The following is a 16,985-nucleotide window of genomic DNA, read 5'->3' on the forward strand; positions in this document are numbered from 1 at the left end:
GTAAACATGTTTGAACGAGTATGTGTCGTCGTCATGGATAGCGTAGGAATCGGGGAGCTTCCGGATGCGGAACGCTTCGGCGATGCCGGCTCTCATACGCTCGGCCATATCGCGGAGCGGGTGCCGACGATTCAGCTTCCGAACCTGCAGGCCCTTGGTCTGGGCAATATCGCGGATTTGCCGCATATTCCTCCGGCCGCGTCTCCGCTGGCCTTCTACGGGAAAATGGCGGAGACTTCCGTCGGAAAAGATACGATGACCGGCCATTGGGAGCTGATGGGCCTGCATGTCGACATTCCGTTCGAGGTCTACCCCGAAGGATTTCCGGAGCCGCTCATCAAGGCTTTCGAGGAAAAGACGGGACGCAAGGTACTCTGCAACCGCCCGGCTTCCGGCACGGATGTGCTGAATGAGTACGGCGAAGAGCAGATGCGGACGGGAGCCTGGATCGTATACACGTCCGCGGACAGCGTCTTCCAGATTGCGGCGCATGAAGAAATCATTCCGCTGGAAGAGCTGTATGCGGCATGTGAGATTGCAAGGGAGATGACGCTGACCGCGCCATATGCCGTCGGACGCGTTATCGCGCGGCCGTACGTCGGCGAACCGGGCAACTTCAAGCGGACCGCCAATCGTCATGATTACGCGCTTGCTCCGCCGGCGAAGACGGTGCTGAATTCCATCTCCGAGGGCGGGTATGATGTGGTATCCGTGGGGAAAATTAACGATATCTTCTCCGGAAGCGGAATCAATCATTCCTATCCTACCAAGAGCAATGCGCACGGCATCGAGACGACGATCGAACGGTTGGGGGATGCCGGGAAAGGGTTGATTTTTACCAACCTGGTTGATTTCGATTCCCTGTACGGCCACCGCCGCGATCCGGAGGGCTACGCCCGCTGCCTGGAAGAGTTCGATCTGGCGCTGCCGAAGATGATGGAACGGGTCGGCGAGAAAGACCTGCTCATCATTACGGCCGATCACGGCAATGACCCGATTCATGCCGGCACGGATCATACGCGCGAGTATGTGCCGATTCTCATCTACAATCCGACGTTTGCGGGCAAGACCGCGTCCATCGGAGTGCGCTCGACCTTTGCCGACTTGGCCGCTACGCTGGCCGAAAACTTCGGCGTCACGGGAACAGGTCACGGGACCAGCTTTTTATCGCTGTTGACGGCCCGCTGACGTGCTCGCTTCAGATAGATGCAAGACGAAGAAGGATTCATTAAACTCAAGGGGGAACTCGTCATGAAAAAATCGATGTTGTTGGTCTTATCAGCGATGCTATTGTTCACCTTCGCTCTGGCCGGCTGCGGCAACAAGTCCGGGGGGACGAACGCCGGCGGCGGCGAAGGCGCTGAAGGCGGCGGGAAGAAGCTCAAGGTCGGGATGGTTACCGATATGGGAAGCGTGAACGACAAATCGTTCAATCAGAGCGCTTGGGAAGGGCTGCAGAAGCTGCGCGACGATCTTGGCTATGAAGTCAAATATTTGGAGCCGAAAAACGACGGCGAAGTGGAGCCAAACCTGAATCAGTTCGTCAAGGGCGGCTATGACCTGACTTGGGCGACTGCTGCTACGCTCGACAAGGCGGTAACGAAGATTGCGCAGGAAAATCCGGATACGAAGCTGGGTATCGTCGATTCGGACATCATCGTGCCGAACGTCGCTTCCGTCTCCTTCAAAGAAAACGAAGGCGCGTTCCTCGTCGGCGTTATCGCCGGCTCGATGACGAAGTCGAACAAAATCGGGTTCGTCGGCGGCATGGAAATTCCGGTCATCAAGCGCTTCGAAGCCGGCTTCCGCGAAGGCGTCAAGGCGGTTAATCCGGATGCTTCCTTCAAAGCGATTTACACGGGACAGTTCACCCGCGTCGATATGGGGAAATCGGCCGCTTCCACGCTCTATGACGATGGCGTCGATATTATTTTCCACGCATCGGGCTTGACGGGGAACGGGGTGTTCAATGAAGCGAAAGAGCGCGTGAAGCGCGGCGACCGCGTGTGGGTTATCGGCGTAGACAAAGACCAGTCGCTTGAGTTCGGCGATGATGTAACGCTGACCTCGATGATTAAGAAGGTCGACGAAGCGGTCTACACGATTTCCAAGGCATTGGCGGACGGCAACTTCCCTGGCGGCAAGGTGACCTCGATGGGTCTGAAGGAAAAAGGTGTCGATATTGCGCCGACCTCCGACAAAAACGTGCCGAAGGACGTATTGGATAAAGTCGAAGAATACCGTGCAAAGATTATAAACGGCGAGATTGAAGTGCCGACGACTTAATTTCACCATACCGTCTCCCCGCCCGCTTGACCGGCGGGGAGACGTGTTACGGAGGGGAACGCCATATGCACAAGGGAGATATCGTACTGGAGCTGAAAGGAATTACAAAGCGCTTTCCCGGCATTGTAGCAAACGATCAAATCAGCCTGCAGTTGAAAAAAGGCGAGATTCACGCGCTTCTCGGCGAAAACGGCGCCGGCAAATCGACATTGATGAATATCGTATTCGGATTATATCAGCCAGATGAAGGCAGTATTGAGCTGAACGGCCGGCCGATTGTGATGGACGGCCCGAACAAGGCGATTGAATGCGGCATCGGCATGGTGCATCAGCACTTCAAGCTTGTTCACCCCTTTACGGTTACGGAAAATATCGTGCTCGGCATGGAGCCGACGCGAGGCATAAAGATGGATTTGAAGGGCGCTGCTGCGAAAATACGGCAGCTGTCCGAGCAGTACGGGCTGAATGTAAAGCCGGAGGCGGTCATCGAGTCGATCTCCGTCGGCATGCAGCAGCGCGTCGAAATTATGAAAACGCTCTATCGGGGCGCCGAGATTATTATTTTCGACGAACCGACCGCGGTGCTGACGCCGCAGGAGATCGAGGAGCTTCTGCACATCATGAAGAGGCTGGCCGCGGAAGGCAAATCGATTCTGCTCATCACGCACAAGCTGAAGGAAATTATGGAGGTCGCTGACCGCTGCACGATCATCCGCCGGGGCAAAGTCATCGACACCGTTCGGGTGTCCGAGACGGATCCGGAGATGCTGGCCGAGAAGATGGTAGGCAAGCATGTCGAGTTCAAGACGGACAAGTCGCCGGCTGCGCCGCAGGATGTGATGCTGGAGGTCGACAACCTGATCGTGAAGGACGAGCACGGGCAGCATGCCGTGGACGGCGTCAGCTTTCGGGTTCGCGCCGGGGAGATTGTCGGCATCGCCGGCGTTGACGGCAACGGTCAGAATGAGCTGATTGAGGCGATTACCGGCATGCGCCGGACCGCGGGCGGGCAGATCCGGCTGGCGGGACAGGATGTGACGGATGCGTCGCCGCGGGACGCTTCGGACAAGGGTATCTCCTATATCCCTCAGGATCGGCACAAGCATGGGCTGGTGCTTGACTTCGACGTCAGCGAGAACTCCGTGCTCAAATCGTACGACAGCCCGAAGTTCAGCCGCAAAGGCTTCATGGATCGGCAGGCGGTTGAGCAGGTGGCGGAGCGGTATGTCGAGCAGTTCGATATCCGGACGCCAAGCATCCATACGCTGGTACGGGCGATGTCCGGCGGGAACCAGCAGAAGATCATTATCGCGCGCGAGATCGACAAAGATCCGAAGCTGCTCGTCGCAGCCCAGCCGACACGGGGGCTGGACGTCGGCGCGATCGAATTCGTGCATAAGCAATTAATCGCCCAGCGCGACGCAGGCAAGGCCGTACTGCTCGTCTCGTTCGAGCTGGAAGAGATCTTGAATGTGGCCGACCGCATTCTCGTCATGTTCGACGGGCGCATTGTCGGGGAGACGACGCCGGAGACAACGACAGACCAGGAGCTGGGTCTCATGATGGCCGGCAAGCATCAAGGGGGGGGACGTCATGAACAAGCTTAAATCGATGCTAGCCAAAGAATCGGTTATCATCTCTCTCGTGGCCATCATCCTCGGTATTATTATTGGAGCTCTCGTTATGCTTGCCGGAGGCTACGATCCGCTGCTGGCTTATCAGTCTCTGGTGGAGAAAATCTTCGGCTCCGCCTATGACATGGGAGAGACGCTGCGAGCGATCGTGCCGCTTATTTTCGCCGGGTTGGCCGTTGCGCTTGCGTTCCGCGCGGGCATGTTCAACATCGGGGTGGACGGCCAGATCGTAATGGGATCGCTCGGAGCCCTCGTCGTGGGCAATATGATGTCGCTGCCGCCGATTCTGCACGGCATCGTGGCGATTATCGCGGGCACGATTCTGGGCGGTCTGTGGGGCGCGCTTGTCGGTCTGCTCAAGACGAAGCGGGGCATCAACGAGGTTATCTCCTGCATTATGCTGAACTGGACCGCGCTCTATATCAGCCATATGGTCATCAAGGCGTTCATGGCCGAGTCGGGGACCTCCCGTTCGCAGAACATTCAGGAATCGGCCAGCATCCAGATCGGATGGCTGAGCGATTTGATGAGCGGGGCCCGCGTCCATTGGGGATTCTTCATCGTCATCATCGCCATTATAGGGTATCACCTGTATATGAACCGGACGAAGTGGGGGTATGAGACCCGCGCCGTAGGGAATAACAGACATGCGGCGGAATATGCCGGCATGAACGTGTCCAAGGTCATTACCCGAACGTTCTTCCTCTCGGGGATGCTGGGCGGCATGATCGGTACGATGGAAGTGCTGGGCGTCTTCAAATATATGGCCATCTCCTCCGTGACGTCCGGCATCGGCTTCGACGGGATCGCCGTCGCGCTGCTTGGGATGAACGGCGCGCTGGGCGTCCTGCTGGCCGCCGCGCTGTTCGGGGCGCTCATGTACGGAGCGCAGGGCATGAGCTTCGGAGCGAACGTTCCCGGCGAGGTCATTAAGATGGTTATCAGCATCATCATCTTCTTCGCCGCGGCACCGGGCATTATCCGTTGGTTGTTGACACGGTTTTCACGTTCCAAAAAGGCGAAGCGGGAGGGATAACAGATGGAATTGCTCGGATCTTTAATCAACGGGACTCTCGTATTTGCAACAGCACTCGTCTTCGCCGCGCTGGGCGGACTCATTGCGGAGCGTTCGGGGGTTATCAACCTCGGCTTGGAAGGCTTTATGGTGTCAGGCGCGTTTTCCTCCGCGGTTGTGGCTTATTACGCCGAACAGGCGGGACTGGGTGCGGCTTCTCCATGGCTGGGCTGTCTGGCCGCGCTTATCTTTACCGTGATCTTCTCGGGCATTCATGTCATTGCCTCGGTTCGCTTCAAAGCGAATCAGGTCATTAGCGGTATCGTGGTCAATATGCTCGCCGCCAGCTCCACCTTCTTCCTGGTGAAGCTCATCTTCGACGGAGCGGCCGAGACCCCGGTCATCAGCAATGTGTTCCACCGGATTCACATTCCTTGGCTGAGCGATCTTCCGTTCGTCGGCAGAGCGTTCTTCCAGTCTTACCCGACGACGTATATCGCGCTGCTGCTCGTCATCATCGTCTATTACGTGATGTTCAAGACGCCGCTCGGCCTGCGGCTGCGGGCGGTCGGCGAGCACCCGGGAGCGGCGGATACGGCCGGAGTGAAGGTCAACCGGCTGCGCGGCTGGGCTGTCATGGTCGGCGGATCGATTGCCGCGCTGGGCGGAGCGACGATTGCGCTGACGGCGAACAGCAGCTTCGCGTCCAACACGATCTCCGGCCAGGGGTATATCGCGCTGGCGGCGGTTATCTTCGGCCGCTGGAATCCGATCGGCGCGACGTGTGCCGCTTTGTTCTTCGGCCTCGCGCAGGCGCTGCGCGATCAGGTTCAGCTATACTCCTTCGCCAACGCGGTACCGACGGAAGTATTCTATATGCTGCCGTACGTGCTGACGCTTCTCGTGCTGATCTTCACGGCCGGCAAGAGCAATTCGCCGTCTGCGCTGGGCGCGCCGTATGAGCCGGGCAAGCGGTAATATCGGCAACAAGCGAATACACTGGCTTATGCCTCTCTCTTCCCGTTGGGGAAGAGGGAGGTTTTTTCATGTTCGGATTCCCCGCCGCATACATTCTTCGTAGCTTCAGGGGCCGCTGCGGTCCCCTTTCTTTCATCCGGCCAACAGACCATGCGCGATTTTTTTAAAACAAGAGAAAATCGCTGTTTTTATATCAATTTTAATCCTTTTTTGAACCATTTTAAGGGGAATTGCCAAAAATAATCTGTTTGAATTCTGAAAAGGCGGGAGGTATAATATCAAACATCTGCGAAGTCAGAACTATTTTAACAAAATGGTCATTCGGTCAGTGGGGAGGTGACAGCATGAAGAGTCTTCGGTTTTTTTGGTCGGAATTCATGGGGGTTATCCGTTCGAAGGATGTCCTGGTTCCGGTACTTGGTCTCCTGGTTATACCGCTGCTGTACAGCGGGGTCTACTTGGTAGCGAACTGGGATCCGTACAGCAATGTGAAAAACATGCCTGTCGCAGTCGTTAATGAGGACCGGCCGGTGATGTATGAAGGCAAGGAGATTGCGATCGGACGGGAGCTGATTGAAAAGCTGCACAGCAATGATGCGGTGGACTTCCATTTCGTGTCGCGGAAGGAAGGCGAGCGCGGATTAAGCGAGAACAGGTATTATTTGCTTATTATCGTGCCGGAAGAGATGTCGCATAACGCAACCACGATTCTCGACCCCGATCCGAAGCCGATGAATTTGATCTATAAGGAGAACAGCAGCTACAATTTCTTGTCTGGCCAAATCTCCGATAAGGTCGTGCAGAGCATCAAATCGGAGCTGTCGCAAAAAGTGACGGAGACCTATGTCGAGCAGATGTTCAATGCGATCGACACCGTCGCGGAAGGATTGGGCGCCGCCAGCGAAGGGGCCGGCAAAATCGAAGACGGTCTGAGCCAGTTGGGCGACGGAATCGAGATGTTCCGGGACGAGCTGAATGCGCAGGTCGACTCGAAGACGGCGGAAGCGGAGACGATGGTCGAGAAGATGCTGGCCGAGAACGAGAAGAAGCTAGATCGGCTGGTTCATGATGAAATAAATAAAACGATGGATACGAAGAAGCCGGAGTTGATGAAGAAGGTTCATCAAGACATCGATGCCGAAGCCGAGAAATACACCAAGGTTGTATATGATACCGTGCATACGCGGATAGACGACATGGTCAATGAGTATTCGCCATTGTCCAAGGAGAAGCTTCACGAGCAGATCGATAAGCAGTCCGTCATCTATGGGGCGGAAATCCGCAAGAAGCTGCATCAGGAAATCGACAACGCGTACAACAACAATCTGAACCAGGTTTTGGGCAAAATCAGCCGGGAGGTCGACAAGTCGATTACCGAGATGGAGCCGGCTGCCCGGGTGAAGATGCACAGCATTATCGACAAGGAGTACGACAATGTCGACAGATCGATCCGTTCGACGCTGAACCGTTACATTGATGAGAAAGTGGATCAGCTCTTTGACGATGCCATCAAGCGCGGGAAGGAGCAACTGGGGAAAATCCAGGCGAACCTCGATCAACTGGAAGAGAAGCTGAAGCCGATCGGCGAGAAGCTGCCTCCGGAGCTCCAGCAGCAGTGGGAAGCGGTGAAGAAGCAGCTGGAAGAGGTTCGAGCCCAGATCGAAGAAAACCTGACTCAGGCCAATCTGGAACAGCTGCGCGACAAGGTGAAGCAGGATTTGAACAACATGGTCAACAAGGAGCTCGACAAGTTGAAGCCGGCGCTGCTCGCCAAGCTGCATCAGGCGGCGGACCAGAAATTCGATCAGGTCTACCCGCAGGTGCGCTCACTTGCCCAGCAGGTGGCGATGTCCAAAGCGAATGAGCTGGCGCCGAAGCTGCTGGCCAAGGCGCATCTCGTGGCCGAAGATATATATCAGGAAAAATCGAAACAACTGACCGACAAGCTTCATGATACGGTCGATACCAAATGGATGGAGTATGAGCCGAAGGTCGTCGCCCGCCTTCACCGGAAGGCGAACGACGAACTGGATCGGATGACGCCGGAGATTATTGCCAAGATTCATCAGGCGGCCGATGACAAGGTGAACAGTCTGGAGCCGATGGCGCGCGACATGCTGCACGACATGGCGGAGATGAAGCTGAAGGAAGCCGCCAAAAAGGTGCAGGACATGATCTTCGTCAAGATGAGCGATATGCTGAATCAGGTGGATCAAGCGAAGGATGCGATCAACGGCGGATTCGAGCAGCTGCTGGACGGTCAGGAGCAGCTGTTGTCCGGCGGCGCGGAGCTTCGCCGGAAGCTGCAGGAAGGCGCGGATAAAGCGCAGCAGAACCCGACCGATAAGACATATGAAATGATTACGTCTCCGGTCGGCAGCGATAAAGTCGAGAATCATGATGTCACGACCTACGGCGTAGGCATGGCTCCGTATTTCCTGTCGCTTGGATTTTTCGTCGGGGCATTGATGTTCTCGATGGTCTATCCGCTGCGGGAGACCTACAACCGGCCGCCTTCCGGCACGGCCTGGATGACGAGCAAATACGGGTTCATGACGGTGGAGAGCGTTCTGCAGGTTGCCATTGCCGGACTGGTTGTCCTCAATGTGATTCATTTGCCGGTCACGAACGTGCCGATGTTTTTCGTCGTCTGTCTCGTTACCAGCTTAACGTTCTTTGCCATGATCCAATTTTTCATAACCTCATTCGGGAACGTAGGGCGCTTCATTATCATTTTGCTGCTCGTGTTCCAGCTGTCATCGACGGCAGGCACATTCCCGATTGAATTAACGCCGAAATTTTTCCAGATGCTGCACCCTTGGTTCCCGATGACCTACACCATCCGGGCCTTCCGCGGCGTCGTGTCGGTGGGCGACATCCAATACGTCTGGTTGAATCTCGGCAAGCTGTCCATCTTCCTCGTCCTGTCGCTTATCGGCAGCTGGATCTATTTCATTCTCAGCCACCGGAAGCTGGCGAAGACGGAGCCGTCGACGGACACAAGCGCGGTGACCGGCTGACGCTGCGGCAGCAGCCTGAACCGGCAGAGAGAAAGACCGTGAAAAAGGTTAAACTCTATGGCAGCCAAAAGAAAGACGCTTGGAACATTTCGTTCCGGCGTCTTTTTTGCGCAGCAACGGGTGTTGGACAATGGTTCCGTTCCGAAGACAGCCAGGAAAATGAAAACATAACGTCGAAGAAGGAAAACAAGCTTGCGGCTACATGTCCTGAGAGGCAAAGGACCAAATGTCAGCCTTCCTGCAACTGATGCGCCCACAGAGACGCATTGCTTTCCTTTGTACAAAAGATAAAAGGTTGGAACGGAGGACGATGCATTGAGAAGTGAACAAGAAATGATGAATCTGCTCATCGATTTCGCCAGAAAGGATCAGCGAATCCGACTGGTCACCTTGGAAGGCTCGCGCACAAACCGCAACATTCCCCCGGACGCGTTCCAAGATTATGACATTTCCTGCTTTGTAACAGATATGGATTCATTCAAGGAAAATGATCAGTGGCTGGACATATTCGGGAAGCGGCTGATGATGCAAAAACCCGAGGATATGGAGCTTTTTCCGCCGGAGTTAGGCAATTGGTTTTCCTATATCATTCTTTTCGAGGACGGCAACAAAATAGACCTAACCCTTATTCCGGTTAGCGAGACGGAGGATTATTTTGTCAAGAGCGACGGATTGGTGGAGGTCCTGCTTGATAAGGATGCTCGCATCAACAACGAAGTGATCGCAGACGACCGTCAATATTGGATAAAAAAGCCGACTGCAAGAGAATTTGATGACTGCTGCAATGAGTTCTGGATGGTTTCCACTTATGTCGTAAAAGGCTTGGCGAGAAAAGAACTCCTGTTTGCGATTGACCATTTCCACGAAATTGCGCGTCCGAACTTATTGAGAATGATGACTTGGCAGATTGGCTCAAAACATGGCTTCACCTTCAGCACAGGGAAGAACTATAAATTTATTGATCGCTATCTTCCGCAGGAAGATTGGGAATCGCTGCTCTCCACCTATTCGCAGAACGGTTATGAAGAAATGTGGCAGTCTTTATTTACTTGCCATGAATTATTTCGCATGTACTCTAAGGCTGTGGCCGCAAGTCTCGGATACAAGTATCCTGACTACGATGAAGCCATCACGAAGTATACTCAAAATATCTATCATTCATTGATGTGAACGATATAAAATGGCCGCCCTTAACGTGGGCGGTTATATTTTTGTGCAATACACGTGTCTCCCCATAGCTCAGAAGGGTCAAGCAGTCGCAAATACCTAAAGAAGTCCCCTTTTTCCGGTAACCCGATTATCGTTGTTTGCCTCTTATGGCCAATATCCCAGCGACTCAGAGAAAAAGACACATGACTCCCCCCCCACGCTCTCGTCCTGCTGCATCAAGAGCATTTGCATTTTCCCCGCCCCCGCCTTTGTCCGGCTCCCATTCCAGCAACTCTCCGCTTGCGCCACGGAACGTTTGGCATACCTAATGTCGTTTACGCGGGGCATACCAGTAAGCAAAGATTCAGGCCGGTTTTTGATAAATAGATGTATATTCTTAAGGCAATTCCCTTTTTTTAAGAAATATCAGGATTGAACCGGAGATAGCGCATGGAGCAGTTAAAGGATGATGGACGAAATGGAACGAAGATGATGGCATTGACGTGGGAACGGATGGAGGTATGCGAGTGAATTTTTTTCTCTCCTGACCGAACGGGAGATTGAGCACATGGTTAGAGGGGACAAGTCTAATCGCTCGGCGTTTGATCGCCCGGTATGGCCCGGGGAGGCTGAGTGGATGGGAGACGGCTAATAAGAATACAAAAGGATATAAATACGAGCGCCAACCTGAGCGGGTGGGAGAGCATGCCAAGAGGCTCGGAAGGGTGTTTAAGCGGCTGCACCCCGTCATTTTCCATTGAATCCAACCGTTTGTTTAACGCTTCGGAAAGAAAATTGCTGTTATAATCAAATGCCGCCGAAATATAATACGCCACTTCACAGACCTCCGACGGCGCAGCAGCGCCGATGAATCCGAAGATTGCCATGCATGATGGGGGCCAGAAGCGACGGAACCGATTTTTTTGCATCGTTCTTTAAAGATGTGCTATCATAAATACAGTATACAACAGTTCGGAGTTCGGGGGTGTAACAGATGGAAGGGAATGATGGGACGGTCACGAAGTATGAGCAGTTGCTCCATCATATCGAGGGCTTGAAGCCGGGAACGAAAATATCGGTACGCAAGCTGGCGAAGGAGATGTCGGTGAGCGAGGGGACCGCTTACCGCGCCGTCAAAGAGGCCGAGAGCATCGGCATCGTCATTACGAAGGAGCGGATAGGGACGGTCCGCGTCGAGAAGAAGCCGCGCAATATGTCGGACAACCTGACCTTCGGCGAAGTGGTCGACATCTTAGGCGGGCATGTTTTGGGCGGCGGCAAAGGTCTGGAGAAAACGCTGAACAAGTATGTCATCGGGGCGATGAAGCTGGACGCGATGGAGCGCTATATCGATGCCGGGAGCCTGCTTATCGTCGGGAACCGGGAGGATGCGCACCGTCTTGCCTTGCAGCACGGAGCGGGCGTCCTCATAACCGGGGGGTTCGGCACCAGCCGCGAGGTCAAGCTGCTGGCCGATGCGCTGAATCTGCCGATTTTTTCGTCGAAATACGACACGTTCACGGTCGCCTCGATCATTAACCGGGCGCTGTTCGACCGCTTAATCAAGAAGAAGATTATGATTATCGAGGATATCGTCACGTTGAAATCGAAAATGTATGTGCTGCGTCCTTCAAGCACGGTGCATGATTTCGAGCGGATGCGGGAAGAGACGGGGCACAGCCGTTTCCCGGTCGTGGACGAATGGAACCGCGTCATCGGGATGATGACGTACAAGGATATGCTCGGCGCGGATTCCCAGCAGACAATCGAGAAGCTGTATACGCGAAGCCCTCTGACGGCCACGCTGCAGACGACGCTGGCTACTGCCGCCCATACGATGGTGTGGGAAGGGGTGGAGCTGCTTCCTGTCGTCGATCGGAGCCGGAAGCTGATTGCGGTCGTGACGCGCCGCGAGGTGCTGAACGCGTTGCGGGACGCGCGCCAGGAGACGCAATTGGGCGAGACATTCGTTGATTTGATATGGAACGGCTTCGAGGAACAGCGGGACGAGGAAGGAAATCCGATGTTCCGCGGGGCGATTACGCCCCAGATGGTCAACGGCTTCGGCGCGGTGTCGGAGGGCATATTGACGACGCTGATGACGCAAGCCGCGCTGCGGGCGGTCAAGGAAATGCGGAGCTATGATCATGTGATGGACAATATCACCACGTATTTCGTCCGTCCGCTCCAGATTGAAGATGTCGTCACGCTGAAGCCCCAGTTGATCGAAATGAGCCGCAAGTTCTGCAAGCTGGAGGTCGAGATTCGGCATGGAGAGGTGCTGGCGGCCAAAGCGATGATGACGATGCAGTCGATCGATCACGACTGATCCCCGCCTTTCCACGGCCAATGGCCTCTGCCCATCGCGGTCAGAGGCTATTTATGCGCCTTCGTGCGAGGGAGCACCGGTGTGCGGCGGCTTATTTCGAGGAGCCGACCCCGTCAAGAATGCGCTGGAAGTGCATATGGTTGCGCACGCCGGCCAGCAGATTGAACAGCCCGAGCAGCATGACGACGGCGCCGACGATGATGCGCATCGTCGAGGCGGAGTACACGATCGCCTGAATGCCGGCCAGGCAGAGCAGCATCAGTCCCATGCAGATGTTCATTCTGGCCGCGAACAGGCCGCGGAGCACCGTGTCCGTCTGCCGCCGGGAGCGGATGCTGAAAAAGACGGACAGCACGGATGTAATGCACAGTAACAGGAACAGCGTCCATTGAATCCATTCCATCAGGAAGAACTCTCCTTCTCACATGCTTTTCATAGGTTATGGCTGTCCCTAGTGTATCACAAATCCCGCCGCATCCCAATATTTAGGGCACCTTAGCCGGAATATAAGGTTTTACATCGACCCACACGTGAAGCACGCCCTCCGTGACGAGCATCGTGCGAAGCAGTACGGCATAATCCTTTTCATGCACATCGGGATAAATTTTATTGGCCAGCAGCCCCTCGACCAGCTTCGAATGCTCGTCGATCTGGAAGACGTCCCTGCCCTTCAAGCTGGATAAATCCTTGAGCAGGCGGCGCCGAATCTCGGTCTCATGGGCCTGGGGAAGAGTCGTGCCCGTGGCGGGTTCATAAATATGAACCTCGATGCTCTTGACAATCGTCCGCCGGTTCTTGTAGCGAAGCAGATCCTCCGCCTCCGCCTTATAGTGGGCGAGCCTGTCCTGCAGGTCGATGTTCATCATCATCAGCTCGTTGAACTGGTGCAAGTGCATCGCATGATATACCGCCGCGCCAATGACGATTCCGACCAGGACGAGCGCGATGTCGCCCAGCCATCTTGGTACTGCCTTCAACCGCATAGGCCCGCCCCCTCTCGCGGCCGGTGCTTGTCTGCGATTAGATTCGGCTTCGGCATATCCATTGAATCAGCTCGGTTCCCATATGGGCGCCGATGAAGGAGACGAGGATGTAGAGAAGCTGCTTGAAGACCGGGGAGAGGTTCCCGTCCAGGAAGTTGCTTTCGATGACGCGTATCGGGTCGATCGTTCCGCCGACGGCGGCGACGACGGCCCATATTTTCAATTGCTCGGAAATATGCTGCATCGTATCGACCGGCGATTGCAGCGCGACGACGGCCCCGATGCCTGCCAATATTGATCCGCCCAGCACGACGCCGAAGGCGATGAAAAAATCGATGAGCGCTTTGGACAGAAACGTACCCATTGAATGGTTTCTCCTTTCCTGCTCCCACGGGTGCACGGCGGACAAGATGTCCTTTATACATATATAGAATTTCCGTGAAAAAATATGATACAATACAGGATAGACGAAAATATGTTCCCATGCATAGCACGGCACATGAAGGGGAGGGGAAGGCTATGGAACCGTTCGTGCACCTGCACGTTCACAGTGAATACAGCCTGCTTGACGGTGCGGCCCGCATCGAGAATCTGGCCGCGCGGGCGGCTCAATACGGGATGAAAGCGCTGGCGCTTACCGACCATGGGGTCATGTACGGGACCATCGCCTTCTACAAAGCTTGCCTGGCGCACGGCGTCAAGCCGATTATCGGCATGGAGGCCTATGTGACGACCGGGTCGCTTCATGATAAAGGCTCCCGCAAGGAGCAGCCAATCTATCACCTGATTCTGCTGGCGAAGAACGAAGAAGGCTACCGCAATCTGATGCGGATTACGTCCATCGGGCATTTGGAAGGATTTCATTACAAGCCGCGGGTGGACATGGACACGCTGCGCCGGCATGCGGACGGCATCATCGCGATGAGCGCTTGCCTTGGAGGAGAGGTGTCCCAGCATGTGCTCCACGGGCGCGAAGAGGCCGCCCGGGAGGCGGCGGAACGCTATCGGGATATATTCAAGGACGGATTCTATCTGGAGCTGCAGGACCACGGGCTGCCCGAGCAGAAGAAGGTCAATCTCGGCCTGGTCGCGCTCAGCGAGGCGACGGGCATTCCGCTTGCGGTAACGAATGACGTCCATTATATGGAGGAAGAGGATGCCGCCGTGCAGGATGTCCTCATCTGCATCGGCACGGGCAAGACGAAGGAAGACGAGGATCGGCTGAAGATGGGGACGACCCAGATGTACTTCAAGTCGGCGGAGGAGATGAACGCGCTGTTCCGCCACGTTCCGGAAGCGGTGGCGAATACGGCGCGCATTGCGGAGCAATGTCAGGTGACGCTGGACCTTGGCGCCTCGATTCTGCCTTCCTTCGGGCCGCTGCCGCCGGGGGTGTCCGCCCCCGATTACTTGCGGCAGCTGTGCCAGGAAGGGCTTGAACGGCGCTACGCGGATCTGCCCGTCTGGGCGGAAGAGGAGTTCCGCGCGGCGGCGCAGGATCGGCTGAACTATGAGCTGGACACGATCGAGAAGATGGGATTCTCCGATTATTTCCTTATCGTGTGGGATTTCATCCGCTTCGCGCATGAGCAGGGCATCATGACCGGTCCTGGCCGGGGTTCGTCCGCCGGCAGCTTGGTCGCCTACAGCTTGCGCATTACGAATGTGGACCCGCTCAAGTACCGGCTGCTGTTCGAGCGGTTCCTCAATCCTGAACGGATTACGATGCCGGATATCGACATCGATTTCAATGACGAACGGCGCGACGAAGTCATCCGCTATGTCGCCGACAGATACGGCCATGACCGGGTCGCGCAGATCATCACCTTCGGCACGATGGCCGCGCGCGCGGCCGTACGGGATGTCGGCCGGGTGCTGAATGTGCCGTATAACGAGACGGATCGGGCGGCCAAGCTGATCCCGAACCAGATTGGCATGACGCTCGCCAAGGCGCTGAACGCAAGCAGCGAGCTGCGCGAATGGAAGCAGCGCCAGCCGCGCATCGGCGAGCTGCTCGACATGGCGGCGAAGGTGGAGCGGATGCCGCGCCACGCCTCGACCCATGCGGCGGGCGTCGTCATCAGCCGCGAGCCCTTGACCGATTACGTGCCGCTTCAGGCCGGGACGGAGCATGCGGCGCTTACGCAATATTCGATGGAGCATCTGGAAGCGGTCGGGCTGCTGAAGATGGACTTCCTCGGCCTGCGCACATTGTCGATTATCGAGCGCACGCTTGGCTGGGTGAAGAAGGATACGGGAGACGAGATCAGCCTGAACGCGCTTGACGACACGGATCCGGCCACTTATGCGCTACTGGGCAGAGGGGATACGACGGGCGTATTCCAACTGGAATCGGCGGGCATGCGCCGCGTCCTGCGGGAATTGAAGCCGTCGTCGTTCGAGGATATCATATCCGTTCTTGCATTATACCGGCCGGGTCCGATGGAGTTCATCCCGAATTTTATTCAGAGCAAGCACGGCCTGAAGCCGGTGGAATACCCGCATCCCGATCTGGAGCCGATTCTCCGGGACACCTACGGAATAATCGTATACCAGGAGCAGATTATGCACATCGCCTCCAAGATGGCGGGCTTCAGTCTGGGGGAAGCGGATCTGCTGCGGCGGGCCGTGTCGAAGAAGAAGCGCGAAGTGCTGGATCAGCAGCGCCAGCATTTCGTGGAAGGCAGTCTGGGGCAGGGCTACTCTTCGGAGGAGGCGAACCGGGTGTACGACATGATCGTCCGCTTCGCCGACTACGGCTTCCCGCGCGCCCATGCGGCGGCGTATGCCGTGCTCGCCTTCCAGACAGCTTATCTGAAGGCGCATTATCCGACAGAATTCATGGCCTCCATGCTGACGGCCAATATGGGCAGCCACCGGAAGGTGGCGGAATATATCGACGATTGCCGGCGGCTCGGCATCGAGGTGCTGCCGCCGGATGTCAATGAGAGCTTCGTGCCGTTCACGCCGGTCGCGGGCGGCATCCGCTTCGGCCTGGGCGCGATCAAGAATGTCGGCACGCTGGCGATCGACAGCATTATTCGCGAGCGGCGGGAGCGGCCTTATACGGATTTGCTCGATTTTTGCCAGCGGGTCGATCTGCGGGTCTGCAACCGGCGGGTCATCGAATCGCTCATTCAGGGCGGAGCCTTCGATTCCTTGCCGGGGCACCGGGCCCAACTGCTCGCCATGATCGACGAGACGCTGGAGGCGGCCGCGAAATGGCGCAAGGATCGGGAAGATTTGCAGATCCAGTTCCTCGATCTCGTCGAGGTGAACAACTGGACGATCGAGTATCCCGAGGTCCAGCCGCTCACGATGCCGCAGCAGCTGGAGCTGGAGCGGGAACTGCTCGGCCTTTATCTGTCCGGGCATCCGCTGGACGAATATGATCAATTGCTGGAGGAGCTCGACACCGACCGGCTTGTCGACCTTCACGAAGCGCCTGACGAGAGCGAGTGCATCGTCGCCGGGATGATCGTGTCGCTCCGCACCATTATGACGAAGAAGGGCAAGCCGATGGCCTTCGCCGAGCTGGAGGACCGCGTGGAGCGGGCCGAGGTCGTGCTGTTCCCGGAAGTGTGGAGGCGG

The 16,985-nt window shown here is 56.1% G+C and carries 12 protein-coding genes; 9 read left to right on the forward strand and 3 right to left on the reverse strand.

Going from position 1 to position 16,985, the window contains the following annotated elements:
- Nucleotides 1-6: 6 nt before the first annotated feature.
- The 8 genes from ABD76_RS10580 (at nt 7) to ABD76_RS10615 (ending at nt 12,411) form a co-directional block, all read left to right on the forward strand.
- On the forward strand, nt 7-1,188 hold the full coding sequence (locus ABD76_RS10580) for a phosphopentomutase (protein ID WP_197256690.1): 1,182 nt from the start codon (nt 7-9) through the stop codon (nt 1,186-1,188).
- 63 nt (nt 1,189-1,251) lie between these two features.
- A complete protein-coding gene (locus ABD76_RS10585; protein ID WP_197256692.1) occupies nt 1,252-2,286 on the forward strand; it encodes a BMP family lipoprotein in 1,035 nt (344 codons plus the stop codon).
- A gap of 65 nt (nt 2,287-2,351) precedes the next feature.
- Nucleotides 2,352-3,893: an ABC transporter ATP-binding protein gene (locus tag ABD76_RS10590; RefSeq protein WP_197256694.1), complete on the forward strand. Its 1,542-nt coding sequence runs from the start codon at nt 2,352-2,354 to the stop codon at nt 3,891-3,893.
- Complete coding sequence (locus ABD76_RS10595; RefSeq protein WP_197256696.1) at nt 3,880-4,956, forward strand: ABC transporter permease; 1,077 nt, start codon at nt 3,880-3,882, stop codon at nt 4,954-4,956. The genes ABD76_RS10590 and ABD76_RS10595 overlap by 14 nt, the downstream gene beginning before the upstream one ends.
- 3 nt (nt 4,957-4,959) lie before the next feature.
- A complete protein-coding gene (locus tag ABD76_RS10600) occupies nt 4,960-5,913 on the forward strand; it encodes an ABC transporter permease (protein ID WP_197256698.1) in 954 nt (317 codons plus the stop codon).
- 344 nt (nt 5,914-6,257) lie between these two features.
- Complete coding sequence (locus ABD76_RS10605) at nt 6,258-8,933, forward strand: YhgE/Pip domain-containing protein (RefSeq protein ID WP_197256700.1); 2,676 nt, start codon at nt 6,258-6,260, stop codon at nt 8,931-8,933.
- A gap of 315 nt (nt 8,934-9,248) precedes the next feature.
- Entirely contained in the window at nt 9,249-10,103 is an 855-nt protein-coding gene (ant(6), locus tag ABD76_RS10610) for an aminoglycoside 6-adenylyltransferase (protein ID WP_197256702.1), read from the forward strand.
- Nucleotides 10,104-11,076: 973 nt separating this feature from the next.
- Nucleotides 11,077-12,411: a DRTGG domain-containing protein gene (locus ABD76_RS10615; RefSeq protein ID WP_006679838.1), complete on the forward strand. Its 1,335-nt coding sequence runs from the start codon at nt 11,077-11,079 to the stop codon at nt 12,409-12,411.
- 91 nt (nt 12,412-12,502) lie between these two features.
- Here the strand turns inward: ABD76_RS10615 and ABD76_RS10620 are convergent, their stop codons facing one another.
- From ABD76_RS10620 to ABD76_RS10630, 3 genes are all read right to left on the reverse strand, one after another.
- Nucleotides 12,503-12,814 (reverse strand): YtpI family protein, encoded by a 312-nt coding sequence (locus tag ABD76_RS10620; RefSeq protein ID WP_172878808.1) that lies wholly within the window; start codon nt 12,812-12,814, stop codon nt 12,503-12,505.
- An 82-nt stretch (nt 12,815-12,896) separates the two neighbouring features.
- Nucleotides 12,897-13,394 carry a sporulation membrane protein YtrI gene (locus ABD76_RS10625; RefSeq protein WP_197256704.1) on the reverse strand — a complete coding sequence of 166 codons (498 nt, stop codon included), beginning with the start codon at nt 13,392-13,394 and terminating at the stop codon, nt 12,897-12,899.
- 37 nt (nt 13,395-13,431) lie between these two features.
- The gene (locus tag ABD76_RS10630) at nt 13,432-13,758 is read right to left on the reverse strand and encodes a YtrH family sporulation protein (RefSeq protein WP_006679841.1); all 327 of its coding nucleotides are present in this window, start codon (nt 13,756-13,758) and stop codon (nt 13,432-13,434) included.
- Between the two features lie 155 nt (nt 13,759-13,913).
- Here ABD76_RS10630 and ABD76_RS10635 point away from each other — a divergent pair.
- A partial coding sequence (locus ABD76_RS10635; protein ID WP_197256706.1) for a DNA polymerase III subunit alpha occupies nt 13,914-16,985 on the forward strand: 3,072 nt, incomplete at its 3' end.

Source organism: Paenibacillus dendritiformis, assembly GCF_015845845.1.
GTDB lineage: Bacteria > Bacillota > Bacilli > Paenibacillales > Paenibacillaceae > Paenibacillus_B > Paenibacillus_B dendritiformis_C.

Bases quoted from the DNA above. Each gene is read 5' to 3' on its own strand.
- ABD76_RS10620 (WP_172878808.1), bottom strand. From the start codon at position 12,814: ATGGAATGGATTCAATGGACGCTGTTCCTGTTACTGTGCATTACATCC.
- ABD76_RS10630 (WP_006679841.1), bottom strand. From the start codon at position 13,758: ATGGGTACGTTTCTGTCCAAAGCGCTCATCGATTTTTTCATCGCCTTC.
- ABD76_RS10600 (WP_197256698.1), top strand. From the start codon at position 4,960: ATGGAATTGCTCGGATCTTTAATCAACGGGACTCTCGTATTTGCAACA.
- ABD76_RS10595 (WP_197256696.1), top strand. From the start codon at position 3,880: ATGAACAAGCTTAAATCGATGCTAGCCAAAGAATCGGTTATCATCTCT.
- ABD76_RS10605 (WP_197256700.1), top strand. From the start codon at position 6,258: ATGAAGAGTCTTCGGTTTTTTTGGTCGGAATTCATGGGGGTTATCCGT.
- ABD76_RS10615 (WP_006679838.1), top strand. From the start codon at position 11,077: ATGGAAGGGAATGATGGGACGGTCACGAAGTATGAGCAGTTGCTCCAT.
- ABD76_RS10580 (WP_197256690.1), top strand. From the start codon at position 7: ATGTTTGAACGAGTATGTGTCGTCGTCATGGATAGCGTAGGAATCGGG.
- ABD76_RS10625 (WP_197256704.1), bottom strand. From the start codon at position 13,394: ATGCGGTTGAAGGCAGTACCAAGATGGCTGGGCGACATCGCGCTCGTC.
- ABD76_RS10585 (WP_197256692.1), top strand. From the start codon at position 1,252: ATGAAAAAATCGATGTTGTTGGTCTTATCAGCGATGCTATTGTTCACC.
- ABD76_RS10590 (WP_197256694.1), top strand. From the start codon at position 2,352: ATGCACAAGGGAGATATCGTACTGGAGCTGAAAGGAATTACAAAGCGC.